This is a genomic window from Paenibacillus sp. RC73 (assembly GCF_044908085.1).
Classification (GTDB): Bacteria; Bacillota; Bacilli; order Paenibacillales; family Paenibacillaceae; genus Paenibacillus; species Paenibacillus terrae_A.
This window is the reverse complement of sequence record NZ_JBIYCV010000006.1, coordinates 124685-145162: the sequence shown is the minus strand read 5'-3', so window position 1 is coordinate 145162 and position 20478 is coordinate 124685. Positions and strand designations below refer to the sequence as shown.

Below are 20478 nucleotides of genomic sequence, written 5' to 3'. Positions count from 1 at the left end.
CAGTATGAAATGGAATTGGTTGCCCTCACTATGCACGATGGCAAATCTGGGGGCAGGGGTACTATCCCTGTTTTACACGATTCATGAACAATATACGACCGCTTTTATTCTGATTATGGTGGCTGCTTTGTGGGATGTGCTAGACGGTTTGCTGGCAAGGCTGCTGCATTGCTCCAGTGATTTTGGCAAGCAGCTCGATTCGCTGGCGGATGTGGTCTCATTTGGCGTTGCCCCTGCTTTCTTGACCTTGTTCTACCAACTGGGAGGTACACATTGGATGGGGCCGCTTGTGGCTGTTTTGTTTGTGATATGCGGTGCAGTGAGGCTGGCAAGATTCAACTTGATGGCTTTTAGTACAGGCTTCGTAGGCATGCCAATTACGGCTGCGGGTGTTATTTTGTCCTTTATGTTTTTATGGAGTGAGCATTTGCGACCCGAATTATTGCTTGGGCTCATGGTAGTGCTGTCTTTCCTGATGATTAGCCGTATTCCGTTCCCGTCCTTCAAAAAAAAACCGATCAGGAGGTAGCACCCTATGGAATGGGCTATGAGCATAATTACACAATACGGGTATATTGCTATTTTTGCACTTCTTGCTCTCGGGATTATCGGCCTTCCAGTTCCTGATGAAATTATTATGGTCTTTGTCGGCTATCTGTCCTCCATCATGGTACTGAATTATTCAATGTCTGTACTGGTCAGCTTTATGGGGGCCATGACAGGCATGATGATCAGCTACACGCTGGGCAAAAAGCTGGGACAGCCGTTGGTGGATAAGCACGGCAAGTGGTTCGGGCTGACACCGAAGCGGTTTGCAAGGGTGAAGGGGTGGTTTGCACGCTTCGGGCTGTGGACCATTCTGGTCGGTTATTTCATTCCGGGCGTCAGGCATGTGACAAGCTACTTGTCTGGAATTAGCGCAATGCCTGTTCGAAAATATATGCTGGTCGCAAGCGCAGGTTCTCTCGTATGGACCCTTATTTTTATCTCGATTGGTTATATTACCGGAGCGAATATACACTTTCAATAAGGTTACACCAAAAGTAATGTAGCATTTTTCATGAATTCCGCCGATAATATAATAAAGAAACTGTACAACCAGTGAGGGGATCTGTAGTGAACGCTTTTATGAAGCATATTGAAAAATTACCTGGTTTTCTGCAAATGATCCTGAATATCTCGTTGTTTCTGGTCGGACTGATTTTAAGCTTCTTGCTGCTGAAAGAAACATGGTCCATTTTCTCCTATGTTTTCTTGTCTGCAGAGTTGGATAAGAATTACTACGAATTCACGGAAGAGCTGCTTGTATTCTTTTTGTATTTTGAGTTCATCGCATTAATTGTTAAGTACTTTAAAACCAATTTCCATTTTCCTTTACGTTATTTCATCTATATTGGCATTACGGCTGTCATCAGGCTCATTATTGTAGATCACGATGATGCCAAGAATACATTTTGGTGGTCCATTGCCATCCTGGTCATGGTAGGTTCTCTATTGATCGCTAACAGTAAATTGTTAAAAAGAGAAAGCTGATCGTTAGGACAGATTACAAGGTTGACAGTCAAGAAGGAGAGAGGGAATAAAGACGAATGGTAAGAAATTGGATGAATCATGCGGGTGTTAGGCGGGGAGCCGTCCTTGCGATAATCATTTTGGTGTTGTTTTTATTAAAGAGCATGATGAATATTATTTTGTTAACCCTGCTGCTTACGATCCTGATCGGCAGTATATATAACGGAGTGACCAAGCTGATCAAGCGGTTCGCCAATGTGCCGCCTACGATTGTGTTGCTACTGGTGTATGTGTTGCTGATTCTGATCATCGTATGGGGAGTTTACCGGATGGTGCCGCTGATTAGCGTGCAGGTCAAGCAGGTGTATCTCATGATTCAGCAAGCGTATATGTACCCGGATCGTAACCAATGGAACGAAACGATTATCGAATTTATGGATACACTTAATGTTCAACGGCTATTTGAGCCTGGCTTGAATGCAGTCATGAAAGTAAGCCAATTGGGCACACAACTGCTGGTGTCGATTATTTTGAGCTTATTCTTCCTGATGGAAAAATCCTATATTACACGCTTTACAGCTACGTTTAAGCATAGCAAGCTGGGGTGGTTTTTTGAAGAAGTGGGTCACTTTGGCCGCATGTTCCTGGATACGTTCGGGAAGGTGCTGGAGGCTCAACTGCTGATTTCACTGATTAACTGTATATTGACCACGATTGCGCTCTGGATTATGGGTTTTCCCAATCTGCTCGGTCTTGCATTGATCATCTTCGTATTGGGTTTGGTTCCGGTGGCAGGTGTGTTCATCTCACTGTTGCCGCTCGGTCTGATCGCCTTTAGCGTCGGAGGCATTCATTATGTCATCTACCTGATCATTCTGATCGTGGTGATCCATGCGATTGAAGCTTATTTCCTGAATCCGAAGCTGATGTCATCCAAAACCAATTTACCGATTTTCTTTACCTTTGTCGTCCTGATTTTCTCTGAGCATCTGATTGGGATTTGGGGGTTGATTGTCGGTATTCCGCTGTTCGTCTTCTTCCTCGATCTGATCGGGGTACAGCGCAAGCAAGAGAAGGATACCTGATTTGACGAATGCCTGCGAAGCCGCAGGCATTTTTTAATTCTGGGTTATCTGTAGTACACTGAGTATAAAAGATGTTGCCAGTTAAATAAGGAAACGAGATGATATGGGTGGATCAGAAAATCAAGGTACTGGCTATATCGGGGAGTCTTCGTCAAAAGTCCTCCAATACAGCCTTATTAAAGGCTACCATTGGGTTAGCGCCAGACAATATGATATTTACGATGTATAACGGATTGGGTGAGCTTCCTCATTTTAACCCGGATCTGGATGTAGAAGACGGGCCGGCTTCCGTCAAGGAGCTGCGGGAACAACTGAAAGAAGTGGATGGGGTATTGATCTGTACGCCGGAATATGGGAATGGTGTTCCGGGTACTTTGAAAAATGCATTGGATTGGATCGTTTCTTCGGGCGAATTTGTAAATAAACCTACAGCAGTTATTAGCGCGTCACCTTCTCCTATGGGTGGGAATCTGGCCCATGCCTCTCTGTTGCTCACACTGCAAATGATCAATGCCGAGATTGTGGAAAATGGAAAGGTCATTATTCCGCATATCACATTGAAGCTAAATCAGGAAGGCGTAATTACCGATTCTGAAACCAGGCAGGAGTTACATGCATTACTTCAAGGGCTTGAGCAAGCTTGCTCAAGATAGACAGTATAGAGTAAAACAAAAGCAGAACCTTCATGAACACATCATGGAAGGATCTGCTTTTTAACTTAATCAAATGTTAGATAGTATCCAATAAGCTCTCATATACCTTTAATCGGGCATATACCGTTTCAAGTATCGGATATGCATCATTACTGCCAGAAGCCAATGCAAGAAGTGAACCATGCAGGTGACTCGCTTCAATCGGAAGCTTTTTATGCATATCACGTTGCATGGATGACATCATCTCCGGTCGTAAGGACTCCATCGTTTTCAATGTATGAGCTTCCATCTCTGAATCAATCGGCATCCCTGCGTTGCGAGCAAGTGTGACCATCTCATGCAGCAGCTTTTCGTATATAGCACGTGACTCTGCCGTGGCAAGTATAGTCCCGACAGAGGTATCCATTAGTGTTGTGATTCCGCTCAAGCTGGCAACAAATATATATTTCTGCCAAACTTCACGCTGGATATCCTGACTTCGTGTGACTGTGAAGCCTGCATGATCAAGATGATTCAGCAGTATTTGTGTACGCTCTGATTGCACACCGTTCCATTCACCGAAGACGATACGGTGGAATGGACTTGTCTGAACGACAGAACCATCATGATCTAGCGTAGTTTCGATATAACAAAGTCCGCCCAGCACTTTTTCCGGACCGAATTGCTTGCGTAAAGAGTCAAAATGTTCGTAACCGTTAAGTAACGGAAGAATCATGGTATGATCACCGATATAGGGCTCAAGATCGAATTGCAATTGGGGCAGATGATATGCTTTGACCGCAACGATAATGCAGTCGAACGGCTCGACAGCTTCACCATATGTAATAGCACGGATTGGCGTCTGGAAATCCCCATGAACACTTTTAACAATCAGACCGTTCTCTTCCAACTGAGATTTTTTGGAAGGACGTACGAAGAAGGTCACGTCTTCTCCTTTTTGAACAAGACGTCCCCCGAAGTAGCCTCCAATAGCCCCTGCACCTACAATCAAAAATCGCATCATAGGGTCCCTCCCTTTACTTTTGCATTCCCATACAGCCGTTCTACTACGTTCTCATCTGCCTTAAAAGCATGCTCTTCGCACGGAAAAGAACGATTCTTTACGTCTTCGACAAATTGCCCGATGCTGTCGGGGATCAGAGTACCTATATCCGAATATGTTTTTACGAACATTTTCTCCCGGTACGGAGAGGAGTATTGTAGCATGTCATGGTGGACTATACCAGCTTTCTCAGCCAAACGAGCAGACGGATAATCATACGCCGTAATCATGCTTATAGGTAAACCTTCTCGTTTCATTTTCTTTAATTGCAAAATATTAAGCGCCTTTGGAGTTGCCATGGTTACATTCAATCCTTTCCCTACCTTTGTTTTAGAACACACAAAAAACCTTTCAGCACATGGCCGAAAAGGTCCGAAAGGCAAAAAAAGAGTCAATTTGCGACCGTTCTTTTGTCTCGGTCCTTACGGATCAGAGCAAAATCCAACGAGTTCACCTCCATAGGCTCACACATCTACATATTGAATTACACTAAACTAGAGTACCGTTCGAAGTTGTCGATACAGCCTCTCACGGAAGTATATCAAAATATAGGGTTCTTGCATAACTTTCTCTGCAATACGAACAGAACAAGCCCTTCCAGCTTCCTAATGGGAAGTGAAAGGGCTGTTCAGCTTGCAGATACAGTATATGAAATATCGCTAAGTCTTCAGGACAAGTACAGCGTCACGGACGGTCGATAAATTCGTACAGAAAGGATTGACCCTCCCGATAGAAACGTGGGTCGTATACGCCCAGACGCTGTCCATCGTCTACAACGACCACGAAGGGTGACCATTGTACAAGCGTTTGTGACTTGGGATTGCTGGCAAACAGCAAATCCAGATTAGCCTGATCCTTGGATGGCAGCTCGGCTACTGTATGGAAGCCTGTCCATAGGGAGCCTTTGCTCAAGGTGACCACGGAGTTCTTTTTGCTAATTACCGTGAACATACCGGGGACAAAATCGGCAGATAACGCTGCCTGCTCATAAGGCGCTTGTGTCTTTTGCTGGTGCAGAATGAGCATGCCTTGGGCAGTTTGGACGGTGAAATGCAGCGCCATCAGCGCCCATACGATCCGGTAGACGGCCATCGAGGAAATTCGGGCAGAACGCCGGAAGCGGACATAGAGGAACCCCGCCAGCATCAACGCCCATAGAACAAGGTCCACAATCGGAATCGTCCCGAAGGTCACTCTCATCTGCGAGAAAGGTTCAAAATACCCCGTACCCCAAGCGTTAAACAGGTCGCTCGTATCGTGAATGAACACAGCCAGCAGGGCTATTCCAAACCACCGCCAGCCGGAGTGTTGGAAGAACAAGCGCACCAGCAAGGCAATAAATGCCGCCCATACGGGAACGAGGAACAGTGAATGGGTGAGTCCTCTGTGCCACATCTGGTATCGCCCTGACACATCCCACAACGTAGAAATCACATCTATATCAGGGATTTGCGAGCCAATAACGGTGGTGAATAGTAGTGCGCCCTTTTGCTTGCGCGTCATGTCCGACTTCTTGACTGCGCCGTATAAGGCCAAGCCGAACAGTGTATGTGTAATGGTATCCATAATGAGTCTCCTTTTGGCACAGATACTCTAATTGTAGCATGGTCCTGGTGTATTTGAAGAGTGCGGAGGTGATATAATAAGGATCAAATACGACTTTAAAAAGATTCATAGGATGAAGACTGAGCAGAGGAGAGAAGGCTGATGTATGAGAAGATTGTGGCATATGGTCTAAGCAAAAAAGAAGCGATAGAGGATTACCCTTTTGGTCCTGAGCCACAGGTGCTGAAGGTGGGAGGCAAAGTATTTGCTCTCTTAAGGCAAGCGAACGGTATTTGCCAAGTTTCTCTGAAATGTGATCCGGTTATTGCGGAAAACCTGCGTGAGCAAAACGAGGCGATTAAGCCGGGATATCATTTAAATAAAAAGCATTGGAACACGGTAACGGTCGATTCTACTTTCCCGCTGGAGGATTTGTACAGCATGATCGACCATTCGTACGATTTGGTTTTCAAAAGCTTGACCAAAGCGCAACGTGAAGCCATTACGATGAGAATACGGGCAACCGATCTGTGAAAGGTGTGTTATATGATGATTTCATTAGAATTTGTATGATGTTAATGGTTTATCATCCCAAATCTGTACCTCTATATATCGTTCCGGCCCTTTATCTCCATATGGATTCCAGTCTTGCGGCAATAGGTTTGCCGCCTTGGAGTATAAAGAGTTCTCTTACTTTAAACTCCATTCCTCGTCGAATTTTGAGATAGTCCGTGGATCAATTAAATACATACTTCTTACTAAGATTTTTACTTGACAGAAAACACATAAAGATATATTCTTAATTTAAAGATAATTCATTTAAAAATAATATCGAGGAGTGGAACTGAACATGAGCGAATTGGTAAATATTATTCAAGAGAGAAGATCGGCTTCTAAATTTATTCCTGATGTTACAATAGATAAAAAAGAACTGGAAGAGATATTCCAGCTAGTAAAGTTTGCTCCATCGGCTTTTAATTTACAGCATGCGCATTATATCGTGATACAGGATACAGATACGAAACAAAGACTGCATGACGAGGCAAGTAAGCAGTATAAAATATTAACGTCTTCGGCCGCAATTGTGGTGCTCGGGGATACCGAGGCGTATACGAAAGTAGCTGAATATAATGAAGGCTTTCTAAACCTGGGCGTTCTGAGCAAGCAGGAATATGACAGAGAGGTGGAATCGGTGACCCAGTTTTATCGCGAGCGGGGACCTGTCTTCCAAAGGGAAGAAGCGATCCGCAATGCCAGCCTGTCTGCCATGCAGTTCATGTTGATTGCCAAGGACAAAGGCTGGGACACTTGCCCGATGATCGGTTTTGACCCGGAGAAGGTACGGGAAGTATTGAATATTTCTGAAAACTTTGTGCCAGTGATGCTGATTACCTTGGGTAAAGAAGATGTATCTGGTCAGCGTGCACGTGGATACCGTAAGCCAGTTGGGCAATTTGTCAGCTACAACGGATTTTGAAATATATAAATAAAATCAGATTAGATGAGGAAAAGGAGTGACTGAGATGTCATTGAAGACCGCAGGAATTCATCATATCACGTCCTTTGCAGCAGATCCGCAGGGCAATGTTGATTTTTACGCAGGCGTGCTTGGGTTGAGATTAATTAAAAAGACGATTAATTTTGATGCTCCTGAAGTATATCATTTGTATTTTGGTAATGAACAAGGCAGCCCCGGAACGATTATTACCTTTTTTCCGGCGCCGGGTACACGCAAGGGCAAGCTCGGAGGCGGGCAGGTAGGAATTACAACGTATGTCGTGCCGTCCGGTGCTTTGGAATACTGGGAAAACCGTCTGCACAGCTTGAAGGTATCTTTCACGAAGGCCACTCGTTTTGGCGAGTCATTCATCCAGTTTCGAGACAATGAGGGCTTGCATCTTGAGCTGGTGGAGCGGGAAGATGGCCCTGTGAACACGTGGACAGCCGGCGGCGTGCCAGCGGATAAAGCGATCAAGGGCTTTGGCGGCGCAGTGCTGTTCAGTGCTAATTCCAAGCATACGCAAGGCGTGCTGGAGAACATTCTGGGAATGACTCCCATCGGAGAAGATGCAGATGCAGGCTACATCCGCTATCAGGCGACTGGCGATTTGGGCAATCTGATCGACATTCCGGTCAAAGATGTACCGTGGGGCAACGGTGGTGCGGGTACGGTTCACCATATTGCCTGGCGTGCCCAGGACGATGCAGAACATCAGGTGTGGAATGAAACGGTTCGCCAGCATGGCTTTGGGACGAGCGGTATTGTGGATCGGCAATACTTCAATGCTGTATATTTCCGGGAGCAAGGTGGTATTTTGTTCGAGATTGCGACCGATCCACCCGGCTTTACCGTGGATGAGGAGCTGAACGAATTGGGGCACAAGCTGATGCTGCCAGAGTGGTTTGAGCCTCAGCGTTCCCTGATTGAGTCTAATCTGGTTCCCATTGAAGTTAGAGTATTGAAGCAGGATTAATCATGATGGATCAGGACATATAAGGATAAGTAAACAAAAGGTCCAATTGCGGGGTGCTTCTACGGCAATTTGGACCTTTTCGCTTTTGGATTTTTTCAGTGACATCTTGTCTTATGATATCCGTATGGGATTATCCCTCAATGTAGGTTTTGTTCAGCCGTACTAACAGCTCCCCGAATTTTTCCTGTTCCTCATCTGTCCAGTTCTCCAGCATTTCGCAATACCGGGCTACTCTCATTTTTTTGTCTTCCAGCAACAGTTTCTTACCCAGCTCCGAGATTTCAAACAGGCTGACGCGCCCGTCCGAAGGGTCGGATAGACGGCGAATCAGTCCCTTGGTTTCCAATGCGGCCGTTTGTCTGCTGACGGTAGAAATATCGAGCAGAAACATATCTGCGAGCGTTTTTACACGAGTGGGGCCATACTCCATGAGCTGCCTCAATAGCAGATACGTGGCGCGCTCCAAAGTGCCGATTTTGTGCTCAGACTGATCAATGTATACTGCGCGGCGTATAAATGTTGTTAACTCATACTCAATAAGCTCCACTGCTTTATTCCTGTGAGAATCATGAAGAGGATGGTTCATTGCAAGTTCCTCCTTAATGTGGTGATTCATCGGAATATTGGATTTACAAACCCACGTTGTTAATGTACTGCATCATTCAAATTAATCCACTATACTCAACTATGCAAGGTCCGTGGAATGTACCATTTCAACGGACTCTGGTTATGGTTTGAACATTGAAAAACATCCCCAGTCATTTCAGGTTGGAGGGCTAGTGAAGAAAGAGGGACGGTCATTACTGACCGGGTGGTTTGTCTGATCACAAAAAATAACCTGCACAGCCGTGTGAACCACACGGCGATGTGCAAGTTTATTTTAAATTGGATTCATAGCGGTTAAACCTGCCTAGATCATTAACAGTTCACGAATCTCCAGCTCGGTCAGTGCCGAAAGGGTTTCTTGTCCCGGTTGGATGACCTGGTCGATGAGATTTTTCTTTTTTTGCTGTAATTCATACATTTTGTCCTCTACCGTACCTTGCGCGACGAGACGAATCACCTGCACGACTTTTTTCTGGCCCATCCGGTGGGCGCGATTGGCAGCCTGTTCCTCTACAGCGGGATTCCACCACAGATCATACAAAATGACGGTATCTGCCCCGGTGAGATTCAGGCCGGTTCCTCCTGCTTTCAGAGAAATCAGGAACAGATCACGTTCTCCTTCATTAAAACGGCTGCATAGCTCCACACGTTCCGAAGCGGGAGTCTGCCCGTCCAGGTAAAAGTAGGGCACTCCTTCCTGAGCAAGCTCGCGTCCGATCAATTGAAGCATCGTCGTGAATTGTGAAAAGATGAGCATCCGCTTGCCCGAACTAAGGCATTCCGTAACGATCTCAAGCAACTGCTCAAACTTGGCTGAGCTTCCGGTGTAGCCCTCGATGAACAAGCCTGGATGACAACAGAGCTGGCGAAGCCGGGTCAGACCCGCAAGGATCTTGATCCTGTTTTTCTGGAAGCCTTCCTCATTCAGATGCTTTAATGTCTCATGCTGGAGCTTGGCCAGATAGGCGGTATACAGCTTCTTCTGATCCGGCAGGAGCCGTGACACCTGAACGGATTCGATTTTTTCCGGCAGCTCCTTCAGGACGTCACTCTTGAGGCGGCGCAGCAGAAATGGACGTACCCGCTTGGCGATCACATCCCGGGTGAGGTTGTGAAATGCTCTTTTTCCACCGGGAAATAGCTCGGGAAATACCACATCGAAGATGGACCATAGCTCCTCCAGTGTATTTTCCACCGGTGTTCCGGTAAGGGCAAAACGGTAACGGGCTTTCACATCCTTCACACTCTGTGCCGTTTGGGTGGCATGGTTCTTGAATGCCTGCGCCTCGTCCAAAATCAGCGTGTGGAACGATAGCTTGCCGTACAAGTCTGCATCCCGACGCAGCAGAGGATAGGAGGTGATGATGACATCATACCGCGCTGCGTCCCTAATGATTCGATTACGCTCATCCGCGATGCCGTCTGCAATAACGACGCGGATATGGGGTGCAAACTTCTCCAGCTCATTCCGCCAGTTGTATACCAGTGACGCAGGAGACACGATCATGGCTGGAAGCTGCTGACTACGGATTTCCGGCAGTACAGAGACGAGAAAGGCGATACTTTGCAGCGTTTTGCCCAGTCCCATATCATCTGCCAAAATGCCCCCGAAACGGTAATGCGCCAGCGTCTTGAGCCATTGAAAGCCGTAAACCTGATAATCCCTCAGGATTGGAGCGAGTGTGTCGGGTACTGGAAAGTCGAGATGATCTGGATTACGAATATTCTCCAGCAGTTGGCGAAACGTTTTGCCCAGCGTCAGATTCTTCCCTTGATCATGGGGATCTATTAAATACAGTCCTTGCGTAACGGGTATGCGAATTTGTGCGGCATCCAGGTCGCTTTTGCGAATTCCCGTTTCGTTCATGAACCGGATCAGTTCCTTGTATTCCTCTGTTTCCAGCGGCAGCAAAGCACCATTCGGCAAGCGGTGATATCTTCGCTTTTCCTCCAATGATTTTAGCAGCAGGCGGATTTCGGATTCCGGAATGCCTTCGATATCAAATTTAAATTCAAGCCAATCGGTACGTTCGTCCAGCTCTACTCGTACCTTCGGGGTAGGCAGAGTGTTGTTTATTTTCGATTTAACAGCACCTGTGGCATACACCTCTACCAGCTTTTCCAGCTGTGGCACCGTATGATACAGAAAATCATATTCCGCATCCTCATCTTCCATAACATATCCACTGTCTGTCTTGGCGAAGGAGCTATGCTCCATCAGATCCAAAATTTGTTGTTCCTGCTCCCCATCCCGTATCAGAATACGCTCGTTGTCAGGCTTCCGCTCGTCGGTTTCCAGTGGGTTCACGATGATTTCCCCGTATTGGAACTCCAGTCCTGCCAGCAGCTTGTCTCTTACCCGATCCAGATATAGTTTCGCCTTTAATGGCTGCTGTGTAACCCGCTCAGATACGGAACGGGTCATATGGACACGTCCAAGCTTCATCAGCCCGGGAACAACCTTGTCCATAAAGGACTCCATCTGTTCCGCTGCAATCTGAATCTTCCGCTTGTGATGGACTTCGACCATCCGTTTTAGCTCGGACAGACGTTGCAGCGGATCATTCTTTTGCTTTACGAGCTTGCCATCGGCAATGACGATGCCGTAGCCCTCCATAATGGTTAGATCATCCAGCCCTTGAATGCTTAGCTGGTAACCCTCGGTGTCAGCCTCGGCTTTATCGAATTCGAATTGCAGCGGCAGCATGTTGTCCGACTGAGGAATACCCTCGGTTGTGTTTCCGTGAATTTCAAACTGGACGCCCTGTGCTGCTGCCAGCAAGGGGAGCAGCTTTTCCCAGGCCGCAGGTGGAATGAGTAGCATCCGTTCTCCACTCATGTGGCTGCCAGAGGACGAATACGTACCCGAGGTTTCCCGGATCATCCGCTCATTACGGCGAACTTGAACCAACTGCTGAAGAATGGCGTCATGTTCGAGTCGAAATCGGTACAACTGAGGCTCGTATGAAAAGTTTCTCGTAAACATGTAGCTGTCGCCACGATCAATGCTGTCGAGAAATGGACGGATTTTCTGGACGATATACAATCGTTTGGGCCCGGCTTTCATCTCTATACCAAACATGTACTTCTGGTAACCGTAGGCAAAAGGACGGATCACAAATTGAAAATCCAGAACAGCGCGGGTATCCAGCAGGGTAGGAGTGCTGCGAAGTGGCTTCTTGCTGCTGAACAACTTTAACATACTGTCGGTCAACTGGAGGTCACTCTGCGTGATGCCGGAGAATCGTGCGGTCCGGGCGTGATCATACTGAGCAGCGGTAGCGGTATAGATTCCGTCTGCTTCAGTTCCTTCTACTGAGTCCGAGGTCATGTCCGAATGGAGTTTGGAAGCATAAGAACGCACAGACAGGCTTTTTCCGCTCAGCATTTCATGGACATTAATGAGAACAGCGGCAATATGCTTACAATACCGTCCGGTGGTCTGAAATGTGCTACAGGTGCATTCCGCGCGGATACTGCCATTAGGGCGGATCATAGCTGCAACGGCATAGAAGCGACTTCCTTTGATCGTAGCCTCATACACACCATCATCATGATCTATTTGCGTGAAGGCCACTCTTTTGGCCCGATAATAGGCGTCCCCGTCGTCATAAGCGGCTTGACTGCATAGCTGTCTAATGACCCGCCGGGTAAGTTCAAAGCTCATGGTTTGCAATCCTCTCCTGAGTCATTCCGTTTTCTTTTATGATAACAGAACAGGCGTGATCGTGGACACATGCGGATGGTTATTGAAATATATGGATAATATTATGCAGAAACTGAAACTAACAAACCATGCGAGTGGAAATACTCTACCATTTTAATACTATAGGCCGAAATGAGTATTATGTCTAAAAGCTTATTGAATGGGCAGGGGAACAAACGATACAATTTATGGAATGGGAAAGGGCTTCGTGGATATAGATAAAGACGCCTCATTGTGGAAAAGGTGATTAAAATTAGTCATGGCAGATTTATAAAGGGAATGATGTTGTGTGTAGTCCTCATTTTAGTACTGGGAGGATGTCAAAAGGAAAATACAGATGAAGATGCTGAACTGATTCATAAAGCCAAGGCTACAGCAATTAAGCATATGAAAGATAACTATGGTCTTGATGTAGAAATTACCTATGAACATAAGTTACCATCGTATGTCTCCAGTAAAATTGATTTCGAAGGTAATGTGAAAGGAAGTCTAGAACAGACCTTTGATATTGCCGTTGATTATAAAACTCAAGAAACTTCCAACTTTCTATACAACCCTGAATTGAAGAATGTCCTTATAGAAAAAGGATATAAATCAAGGGAATAATTATTATTCGCATATGTAAATAGACGTCGTTTTGGATGTAAACGAGGATATCTACGTGCTGAGAGAGGGTGACTGAGATTAGGCTACGGCGTCCAGTATTTGAAGGATAAGTATAAATTAAATGTAGAAATCACATATGCAAAAAAAAGTTTCAACTTATGTAACGAATAAGGTCGATATAAATGGTAATGTAATAGGCCATGCGGAAGAGGATTTCACCATTTCTGTGAATTACGAAACTCAAGAAACTTCGGATTTTGCTATAAGTCCCGAATTAGAAAAAGTCCTTATCGAAAATGGAACCTATCCAAATACAAATTCATTAGACAAGTAATTAATAGTTGGAGTCGAATATTATAAGGGCACAATGGAAATTATTATTGAAAAATATGGATAATTTTATTGTTGAACTGAAACTATTCAGCTAAGAACGTCAATTTTCTACATCCTTTTGATGCTGTGGACTTAATCATATCTTAAGCCTAAAGGCGTATTGTTTGTTTCCGTTGAGAAAAGGTACAATTCATAAAAGGGATTTTGTGGATATAAGATGGGACGTTGTGCATATGAAAGGGATGATTAGAATCGGCCACCGATATCTAAAAGGAATGATGGTGTTGATAGCTCTTATTTTAATATTAGGAGGATGCCAAAAGGTGAGTAAAGATGAAGATGCTGAACTGATCAGTAAAGCCAAGGCTACGGCTGTTCAATATTTGAAGGAGGCCTATGGTATTGATGTTGAGATCACCTATGAACACAAGTTACCGAAGTATGTAGCTTATTCAATAAACTTTAAAGGAAATGTAAAGGGCCAAAAAGAACAGACCTTTGATATTTCAGTAAATTATAAGACACAGGAAACCTCTGATTTTATAATTAGCCCTGAGCTAGAGAAGGTCTTATTAGAGAAAGGATATGAATTGAGCTAGAGTTTGTAACTAATGTATCTTGTTTTAAGATGCGATGACAGGAGTTTTTATAAATGAGTATTTCAACTCGTGTAGACGATAAAACTTATAGAACAATGTCAAAAATAGCATATGAAGATCGGGAAGCAGGTGGAAAAGTAGAAGAGCTTCCAGGCTGGAGGGTACTGGACTCCATTAATCGTGAAGACTCAGGATTAGCGGCCACTACATTTTACAACGATGAAACGAATCAGGCTGTCATTGCCTATCGTGGGACGGAAACGGATGATCCACAGGATTTGTATAACGATGCGACCCTCGCACTTCCTGAAATTAACCGAAAAATTCATGGCAGTTTAAATATTCATTCGGATGCTTACAACGAGAATATGAAGAAAATGGACGACGAGTTAGGGTTCACGGCGTTCAACAACTGGATGGGGGAAAAAGAAAAGAGTGTAGATAAGGCTTTGTTCGGTAGCTCAAACCAGTTCTATCAGGCAGAGGACTATGCGAAGGATTTACAAAGCAAATACAAGAACTATAGCTTCTCGCTAACTGGACATTCGCTGAGAGGAGGAAATGCGCAATATGCAGCAGCTTACACGGGGTTAAGTGCTGTTACATTCAGTGCGCCTTCGGTTATTTCCAGCTTGACGCCAGAATACAGGGATAAAGCAGAAAAAGGCGAATTTGACCATCAAATTACGAATTTCCTTCATCCAGGTGATATGATAGCCAGCTTTATTGGGGGAGGATACGATCTTCACGTAGGATCTTCTTACCATATCAACAGTAATTATGAAACGGCTAATGACGGCATAGGGCTAAAAGAGCAAATTGACAACACGTTGGGCGGACCTTACTATCACTCCCTTGAGTATTATAAGTTTGATGAGAACGGCTATATCTCTAATCCGCTATACGATCCGGCAACAGGCGAACGAATTGCGGAATCTCCGCGTATTCCATCCGATTTCAACCTGATGGCAACGGTGGACGGCTGGCTGCATCAATTGGGGCAGACCTTCACTCAATTTCAAAAAAATGCACTCATAACGGCAGCTACATCTGCCTCTGCGGGTACGATTCAGGTTATGCCGGAGCATTTACTCGCTGTAGCCGAAAAATGGAAGGCAAACGCGCAACAATGTGATGCAGATTTCCAGCGTGTCAGAGCAAGGCTTTCACGTTATTTGCACAGTAGTCAGAGCCGACGACTACAGCCGATTGTAACGCAGCTTGATTCCTCCATGACCGAATTCAGCCAGTGGCATTTGCAGACCACCAATGAGTTTCTTTATTACCTCGAATACAAAGTAGAGCAGTTTATTCAGGCGGACATCAGCTAATAACAATGAACTAACGATACAAGGGGATGGCAACGTCATTCAATACATAGGAGGCGGACAGTGATTTGAACGGACAAATACGGGTCGAACTGGAAGAGTTATTGCTTGCGGAAAAGGAGCTGACATGGCTGCTCGCTCAGCTTCGCACGGATGAACAGGCGGCGCGCGTGTTGTATGGTCGTCTGCATGAATGGAGAGGGCATTCAGCTAATGTGATCAGGGACCAGATCGAAGCTTTTTTTGCCGGGTTAGCGAACAGGATTCATGTCTTGGAGCAGCAAAAGGCAGAGCTAATTCAGTACGTTGAATTGATGAAGCGAACAGACGCTGTACATTAATTGAAGCAAGGAAGTTTTTACAAGCTGTACATAGCAGGATACAATGGAAGTGTAGAGAAAGGAGGCGGACGCTTTTGCAAAAAGATGATAAAAAGGCTAATTCCAAATCCGGCTCATCCAAATGGTATCTAGGCAGTGCGGCGGCGCTGCTTCTTTTGAAAGGGAAGTCGTTGCTGGCACTATTGAAATTCGGTAAATTCGGCGGTGCGCTGATATCTATGGCGACGACGATTGGCTTCTATGCGCTTCTGTACCCGTGGGGATTTGCGGTTGGTTTTGTGCTTTTGCTGTTTGTGCATGAACTGGGGCATGTATGGGCTGCCAAGCGGAAAGGACTTCCCGTATCGGCACCGTTGTTTATCCCTTTTCTTGGTGCGCTGATTACGATGAAACGGCATCCTTTGGATGCGCAAACAGAGGCGTATGTGGCGATGGGCGGCCCGTTACTGGGCACGGTTGGGGCTATGGCGGTATACGCGGGAGCCTATGCGACGGACAGTCCGCTATTGTACGCGCTGGCGTATGTCGGTTTTTTCCTGAATCTGCTCAATCTGCTGCCAATTCACCCGCTCGACGGAGGACGAATTTCCACGGCAGTATCGCGGTGGTTGTGGCTAGTCGGCTTGGTGGGTGGAATCGTTGTCATTGTGTATTTAAAATCCTTTTTATTTTTCCTGATATGGGCGCTCTTTGCCTACGATTTGTACAAAAAATATGTTAAACGCAATAAAGGAGAGGTCAAGGTCCAATCTTTATTGCAAAAGCCGCTGATTAACGTACAGCATCTGTATGAGCAAGGATACCCGCTACCCGGACCGGAGCATACCCGTCGACTATCTTTTAATACCTACTCGGATCTGGAAGGGCAGCAATATGTGACGGTGTGTATGGAAAGTCTGGATGTGGAGCAGACACTTTTGCTGCCACAGCAGTGTCTTGTCCAGGATGTAAGGCTGAATGGTGTGGAGCATATACCGACACCGGATGCGTATCAGCTTAAATTGTTGTGTGAGATTGATTACATTCCGTTTGAAAATGATAAATATTACGAGGTACCCACGTCATCACGCTGGAAATTCGGGATTGGTTATTTGGGACTGGCCTTGTTCTTGATGGGGATGATGTATGTGGTGCATCAGCATATAGGGGATGTAAGGCTGTGACCCGAATACCCTGAAGGAGTAATCCTGGATGGAGCACGTGTCGATAGCAATAAAATAGAAAGAGCGCGGCAACCGGGATGTTCGGTGTCACGCTCTTTTTATCACTATGAAAATAGCGAAGTCTCTGTTACCGTGTCTCTATTTAGCTACCTTGTTCCTGCTCAGTAACCGGACTCAGCGTTTGGCGGTATTTGAGCGGACTGGTGCCAGTCCAGCGCTTGAATTGTCTGCTGAAATGAGCCAAGCTGGAGTATCCGAGCAGGGAGGCCACCTTGTTCAGCGGCAGATTGGGTTGCTGGATCAACACTTTCGCCTCGTGCAACTTCGTCTCCGACAGGTAATGACGCGGTGAATAGCCGTATACCTTGCGGAATACCTCCTGTGCGTATCCGGGACTGATCCCGAGGGAGGCTGCCACATCCTCAATTCGGAACGTCGGCTCGGCAGATTCATCATCCCGATAAGGCTTGAATCTGGATTGAATGGCCTCCATAATGGCCTTGGCATACTGAACGGATGAGGGCGAAAGCGTAGGCTCCATCCCGGTAGATATCATTTGCGAGAATATTCCGAACAGCTCAAACAAGGCAATTTGCATGCGAAAACGATCCGCTGTCGTATATTCTCCGTTCTCCTGCATCATGCCAATCCAGCTGTGCACGATCTTTTGCAGCTTCATGTTCGTTTCAGTACCAGCCGGAAAAAAAAGCTGATTGCTCTTAATCATCTCCTGACGGAACAACGGATCATCTATATTAAAATGGGTGCTGAAATAATACATCCCGTCTGGGGAAGCACATTGACTCACATGCTTGAATCCCGGTGGGATGATCAGAATATCGCCGACACCAACCGAATACACATTATTTTCCATGATCGTCTCCTGACGACCCTCCAAAATCAGTACAATTTCAAAACCGATATGTGACTCTTCTGGCATACACCAGTTTGCTTTTACCCGGTGAATATGAGCGCCGAAAAACTTTACATTCCAGTCAATGTTAGGAAGCCAGTGGCAATTTTCGAATAGAGCTGGATCAACTTCAGAATTCAATATCATAAGATCACCTTCGATTAGGGCAAATTTTACACCGCTTAGACAATCTCATTGTACCTAACATGTAACTATAATAAAAGAGCGTTTACAAATCCTATAATATAAGCTTTTATATAAAAGAGAGTGCTTATATAAGGATTGATTGAAAGCGGTACCATTTTGCGATCAGGAGAAGCTATGGAAACAACATCAATCCGCATATGGCATGCGCTGGCTTTTGCAGGCTATATCCCGAATGTACCGCAGAGCGGACAGGTTCGCATGGCTGGCAATTACCCATAGCCGTTCAATCTCTGTCAAAACCGCATAAAAGCCAGGGCATTTAAAAATAATGCGCATAGCACATGACACTCTACTACAAACATATTGGAGGACGACTTGATGAAAAAGCTGCTGTACGGCGTTGCTTATTATGATGAATATATGCCTTATGACCGTCTGGACCAAGATATTCAAATGATGAAGGATGCGGGTATCAACGTGGTTCGAATTGCCGAATCCACCTGGAGTACGCATGAACCGCAAAACGGAGTGTTTGATTTTACCTCCGTGGATCGGGTGCTGGATGCAATGCATAAGGCGGGCATTGAGGTCATTGTAGGCACGCCCACCTATGCCGTACCGACATGGCTGGTCAAGGAGCATCCTGACGTATTGGCGACAACACCTCAGGGACCAGGTAAATACGGGGCCCGTCAGATTATGGACATTACGAACCCGGTGTACCTGTTCCATGCCGAGCGGATTATACGCAAGCTGATTGGGCGGGTGAGTCAGCATCCGGCGGTGATCGGTTTTCAGACAGATAACGAAACGAAGCATTACAACACAAGCGGACCGAATGTGCAATTGCAATTCGTTAAGCATTTGCGTGAGCAATTTGAATCACTGGAAGAGCTGAACCACAAATTTGGCCTTGATTACTGGAGCAATCGGATCAATAGCTGGGAGGATTTCCCTTCCGTGGTCGGGACGATTAATGGAAGCTTGGGCGCAGCATTTTCCCAATTCCAGCGCAAGCTGGTCACGGATTTCCTCGCCTGGCAGGTCGCGCTCGTGAATGAATACAAGCGGGAAGATCAGTTTGTTACGCAAAACTTTGATTTTGAGTGGAGAGGCCATTCCTTCGGCATTCAGCGGGATGTGGATCATTTTGCGGCATCCCAAGCATTTGATGTGACGGGAGTGGATATTTACCATCCAACACAGGATGATTTGACCGGGATTGAAATTTCCTTCGGTGGTGATGTGGCGCGCTCCACGAAGAATAATAATTATCTGGTGCTGGAAACGGAAGCGCAGGCTTTTACCCATTGGGTTCCTTATCCGGGACAATTGCGGCTGCAAGCGTTCAGTCATCTGGCTTCCGGGGCCAATATGGTGGCCTACTGGCATTGGCATTCCATCCATAATTCCTTCGAAACCTACTGGAAGGGTCTGCTGAGTCATGATTTTGAACCCAATCCTGTCTATGAGGAAGCACAGACGATTGGGAAGGATTTTGCAAGATTATCCCCTCATCTGGTAAACCTGAAAAAGAAAAACAAGACAGCGATCCTCGTCAGTAACGAAGCGTTAACGTCGATTGACTGGTTCAAGTTCAATATGAATAGTCCGTTGAATTACAATGACATTGTACGTCGCTTGTATGACGAGCTGTATAAGCTGAATATCGGTACGGATATCGTTCATCCGGGTACGGAGTCATTTGACGACTATGATCTCTTGATCGTACCCGTTCTCTACTCTGCACCGAATGCGTTACTGGAAAAACTGAACCGTTATGTGGAAAACGGCGGTCATGTGGTATACACGTTCCGAAGCGGGTTTACCAATGAGCATGTGCAGGTGAGAACCTCCCGGCAGCCTGGTGTGATTAGTGAAGCCTGCGGCATTCATTACAGCCTGTTCGTGGAGCCGAAGAATGTAACGCTTAAAGATAATCCTTTTGAGGTAACACCGGAGGAAAATCAGGTAGATACGTGGATGGAGTTGATTACACCGACAACTGCCGAGGTGTTGGCCTATTACGACCATCCGCATTGGGGCAAATATGCCGCAATTACGCAAAACCGCTATGGTCAGGGAACGGCGACCTACATCGGCTGTGTCGTAAGCCCGGCGGTCATTCGTGAGCTATTCCGTTCTGTCGCGAAGCAGGCGGGAGTGTGGGGAGTGGATCAAGAAGCGTCGTATCCGATCATTGTTAAATCCGGTACGAATGAGCTGGAACGGACGATCCGGTACTATTTTAACTATTCTGAACAAGCAGGCTCAGTTGTGTATCCGCATGGAGACGGCAAGGAACTGATTGGACAGCAGACAGTTACTCAAGGACAAACGCTTCAATTAGAGCCTTGGAGTGTTATAATTATCGAAGAAGCGTAAATGATGAGTAATGAGCTGAAATCGACATATAAATGAAATC

At 45.9% G+C, this 20478-nt stretch carries 21 protein-coding genes; 15 read left to right on the top strand and 6 right to left on the bottom strand.

Going from position 1 to position 20478, the window contains the following annotated elements:
- Positions 1-4: 4 nt before the first annotated feature.
- The 5 genes from pssA to ABH897_RS15915 all read left to right on the top strand — a co-directional run bounded on the left by pssA (position 5) and on the right by ABH897_RS15915 (position 3250).
- Positions 5-529, top strand: a complete 525-nt coding sequence (gene pssA, locus ABH897_RS15935; RefSeq protein WP_044645397.1) for a CDP-diacylglycerol--serine O-phosphatidyltransferase — start codon at positions 5-7, stop codon at positions 527-529.
- Between the two features lie 6 nt (positions 530-535).
- On the top strand, positions 536-1030 hold the full coding sequence (locus ABH897_RS15930; protein WP_283654565.1) for a DedA family protein: 495 nt from the start codon (positions 536-538) through the stop codon (positions 1028-1030).
- An 86-nt stretch (positions 1031-1116) separates the two neighbouring features.
- Entirely contained in the window at positions 1117-1533 is a 417-nt protein-coding gene (gene psiE / locus ABH897_RS15925) for a phosphate-starvation-inducible protein PsiE (RefSeq protein WP_283654566.1), read from the top strand.
- A gap of 56 nt (positions 1534-1589) precedes the next feature.
- Positions 1590-2597, top strand: a complete 1008-nt coding sequence (locus tag ABH897_RS15920; RefSeq protein ID WP_283654567.1) for an AI-2E family transporter — start codon at positions 1590-1592, stop codon at positions 2595-2597.
- A gap of 98 nt (positions 2598-2695) precedes the next feature.
- Complete coding sequence (locus ABH897_RS15915) at positions 2696-3250, top strand: NADPH-dependent FMN reductase (protein WP_283654568.1); 555 nt, start codon at positions 2696-2698, stop codon at positions 3248-3250.
- Between the two features lie 76 nt (positions 3251-3326).
- Here the strand turns inward: ABH897_RS15915 and ABH897_RS15910 are convergent, their stop codons facing one another.
- From ABH897_RS15910 to ABH897_RS15900, 3 genes are all read right to left on the bottom strand, one after another.
- On the bottom strand, positions 3327-4250 hold the full coding sequence (locus ABH897_RS15910; protein WP_349362255.1) for a ketopantoate reductase family protein: 924 nt from the start codon (positions 4248-4250) through the stop codon (positions 3327-3329).
- On the bottom strand, positions 4250-4591 hold the full coding sequence (locus ABH897_RS15905; RefSeq protein WP_283654570.1) for a 3-methyl-2-oxobutanoate hydroxymethyltransferase: 342 nt from the start codon (positions 4589-4591) through the stop codon (positions 4250-4252). The genes ABH897_RS15910 and ABH897_RS15905 overlap by 1 nt, the downstream gene beginning before the upstream one ends.
- A gap of 385 nt (positions 4592-4976) precedes the next feature.
- Positions 4977-5858, bottom strand: coding sequence for a metal-dependent hydrolase (locus ABH897_RS15900; RefSeq protein ID WP_404519725.1), 882 nt, complete (start codon positions 5856-5858; stop codon positions 4977-4979).
- Positions 5859-5999: 141 nt separating this feature from the next.
- Between ABH897_RS15900 and ABH897_RS15895 the strand changes: the two genes are divergently transcribed.
- The 3 genes from ABH897_RS15895 (at position 6000) to ABH897_RS15885 (ending at position 8311) form a co-directional block, all read left to right on the top strand.
- On the top strand, positions 6000-6371 hold the full coding sequence (locus ABH897_RS15895; protein ID WP_283654572.1) for an MmcQ/YjbR family DNA-binding protein: 372 nt from the start codon (positions 6000-6002) through the stop codon (positions 6369-6371).
- Positions 6372-6687: 316 nt separating this feature from the next.
- Positions 6688-7314: a nitroreductase family protein gene (locus ABH897_RS15890; protein WP_404519723.1), complete on the top strand. Its 627-nt coding sequence runs from the start codon at positions 6688-6690 to the stop codon at positions 7312-7314.
- A 46-nt stretch (positions 7315-7360) separates the two neighbouring features.
- The gene (locus tag ABH897_RS15885; RefSeq protein ID WP_283654574.1) at positions 7361-8311 is read left to right on the top strand and encodes a ring-cleaving dioxygenase; all 951 of its coding nucleotides are present in this window, start codon (positions 7361-7363) and stop codon (positions 8309-8311) included.
- Positions 8312-8441: 130 nt separating this feature from the next.
- Here the strand turns inward: ABH897_RS15885 and ABH897_RS15880 are convergent, their stop codons facing one another.
- A complete protein-coding gene (locus tag ABH897_RS15880; RefSeq protein WP_283654575.1) occupies positions 8442-8897 on the bottom strand; it encodes a MarR family winged helix-turn-helix transcriptional regulator in 456 nt (151 codons plus the stop codon).
- A 324-nt stretch (positions 8898-9221) separates the two neighbouring features.
- Complete coding sequence (locus ABH897_RS15875) at positions 9222-12584, bottom strand: DEAD/DEAH box helicase (protein ID WP_404592378.1); 3363 nt, start codon at positions 12582-12584, stop codon at positions 9222-9224.
- A 273-nt stretch (positions 12585-12857) separates the two neighbouring features.
- Between ABH897_RS15875 and ABH897_RS15870 the strand changes: the two genes are divergently transcribed.
- The 6 genes from ABH897_RS15870 to ABH897_RS15845 all read left to right on the top strand — a co-directional run bounded on the left by ABH897_RS15870 (position 12858) and on the right by ABH897_RS15845 (position 16993).
- The gene (locus ABH897_RS15870) at positions 12858-13229 is read left to right on the top strand and encodes a hypothetical protein (RefSeq protein ID WP_283654577.1); all 372 of its coding nucleotides are present in this window, start codon (positions 12858-12860) and stop codon (positions 13227-13229) included.
- A gap of 136 nt (positions 13230-13365) precedes the next feature.
- Positions 13366-13563: a hypothetical protein gene (locus ABH897_RS15865; RefSeq protein ID WP_283654578.1), complete on the top strand. Its 198-nt coding sequence runs from the start codon at positions 13366-13368 to the stop codon at positions 13561-13563.
- A gap of 322 nt (positions 13564-13885) precedes the next feature.
- Positions 13886-14161 carry a hypothetical protein gene (locus ABH897_RS15860; protein WP_404519720.1) on the top strand — a complete coding sequence of 92 codons (276 nt, stop codon included), beginning with the start codon at positions 13886-13888 and terminating at the stop codon, positions 14159-14161.
- Between the two features lie 53 nt (positions 14162-14214).
- Entirely contained in the window at positions 14215-15492 is a 1278-nt protein-coding gene (locus tag ABH897_RS15855) for a Tle-like phospholipase domain-containing protein (protein WP_404581324.1), read from the top strand.
- A 65-nt stretch (positions 15493-15557) separates the two neighbouring features.
- Positions 15558-15830, top strand: a complete 273-nt coding sequence (locus ABH897_RS15850; protein WP_404519719.1) for a hypothetical protein — start codon at positions 15558-15560, stop codon at positions 15828-15830.
- A 74-nt stretch (positions 15831-15904) separates the two neighbouring features.
- Complete coding sequence (locus ABH897_RS15845; RefSeq protein ID WP_404581325.1) at positions 15905-16993, top strand: site-2 protease family protein; 1089 nt, start codon at positions 15905-15907, stop codon at positions 16991-16993.
- A gap of 142 nt (positions 16994-17135) precedes the next feature.
- Here the strand turns inward: ABH897_RS15845 and ABH897_RS15840 are convergent, their stop codons facing one another.
- Positions 17136-18053 carry an AraC family transcriptional regulator gene (locus ABH897_RS15840; RefSeq protein WP_283654583.1) on the bottom strand — a complete coding sequence of 306 codons (918 nt, stop codon included), beginning with the start codon at positions 18051-18053 and terminating at the stop codon, positions 17136-17138.
- Positions 18054-18431: 378 nt separating this feature from the next.
- Here ABH897_RS15840 and ABH897_RS15835 point away from each other — a divergent pair, with 378 nt between their 5' ends.
- Positions 18432-20438: a beta-galactosidase gene (locus ABH897_RS15835; protein ID WP_283654584.1), complete on the top strand. Its 2007-nt coding sequence runs from the start codon at positions 18432-18434 to the stop codon at positions 20436-20438.
- Positions 20439-20478 lie beyond the last annotated feature (40 nt).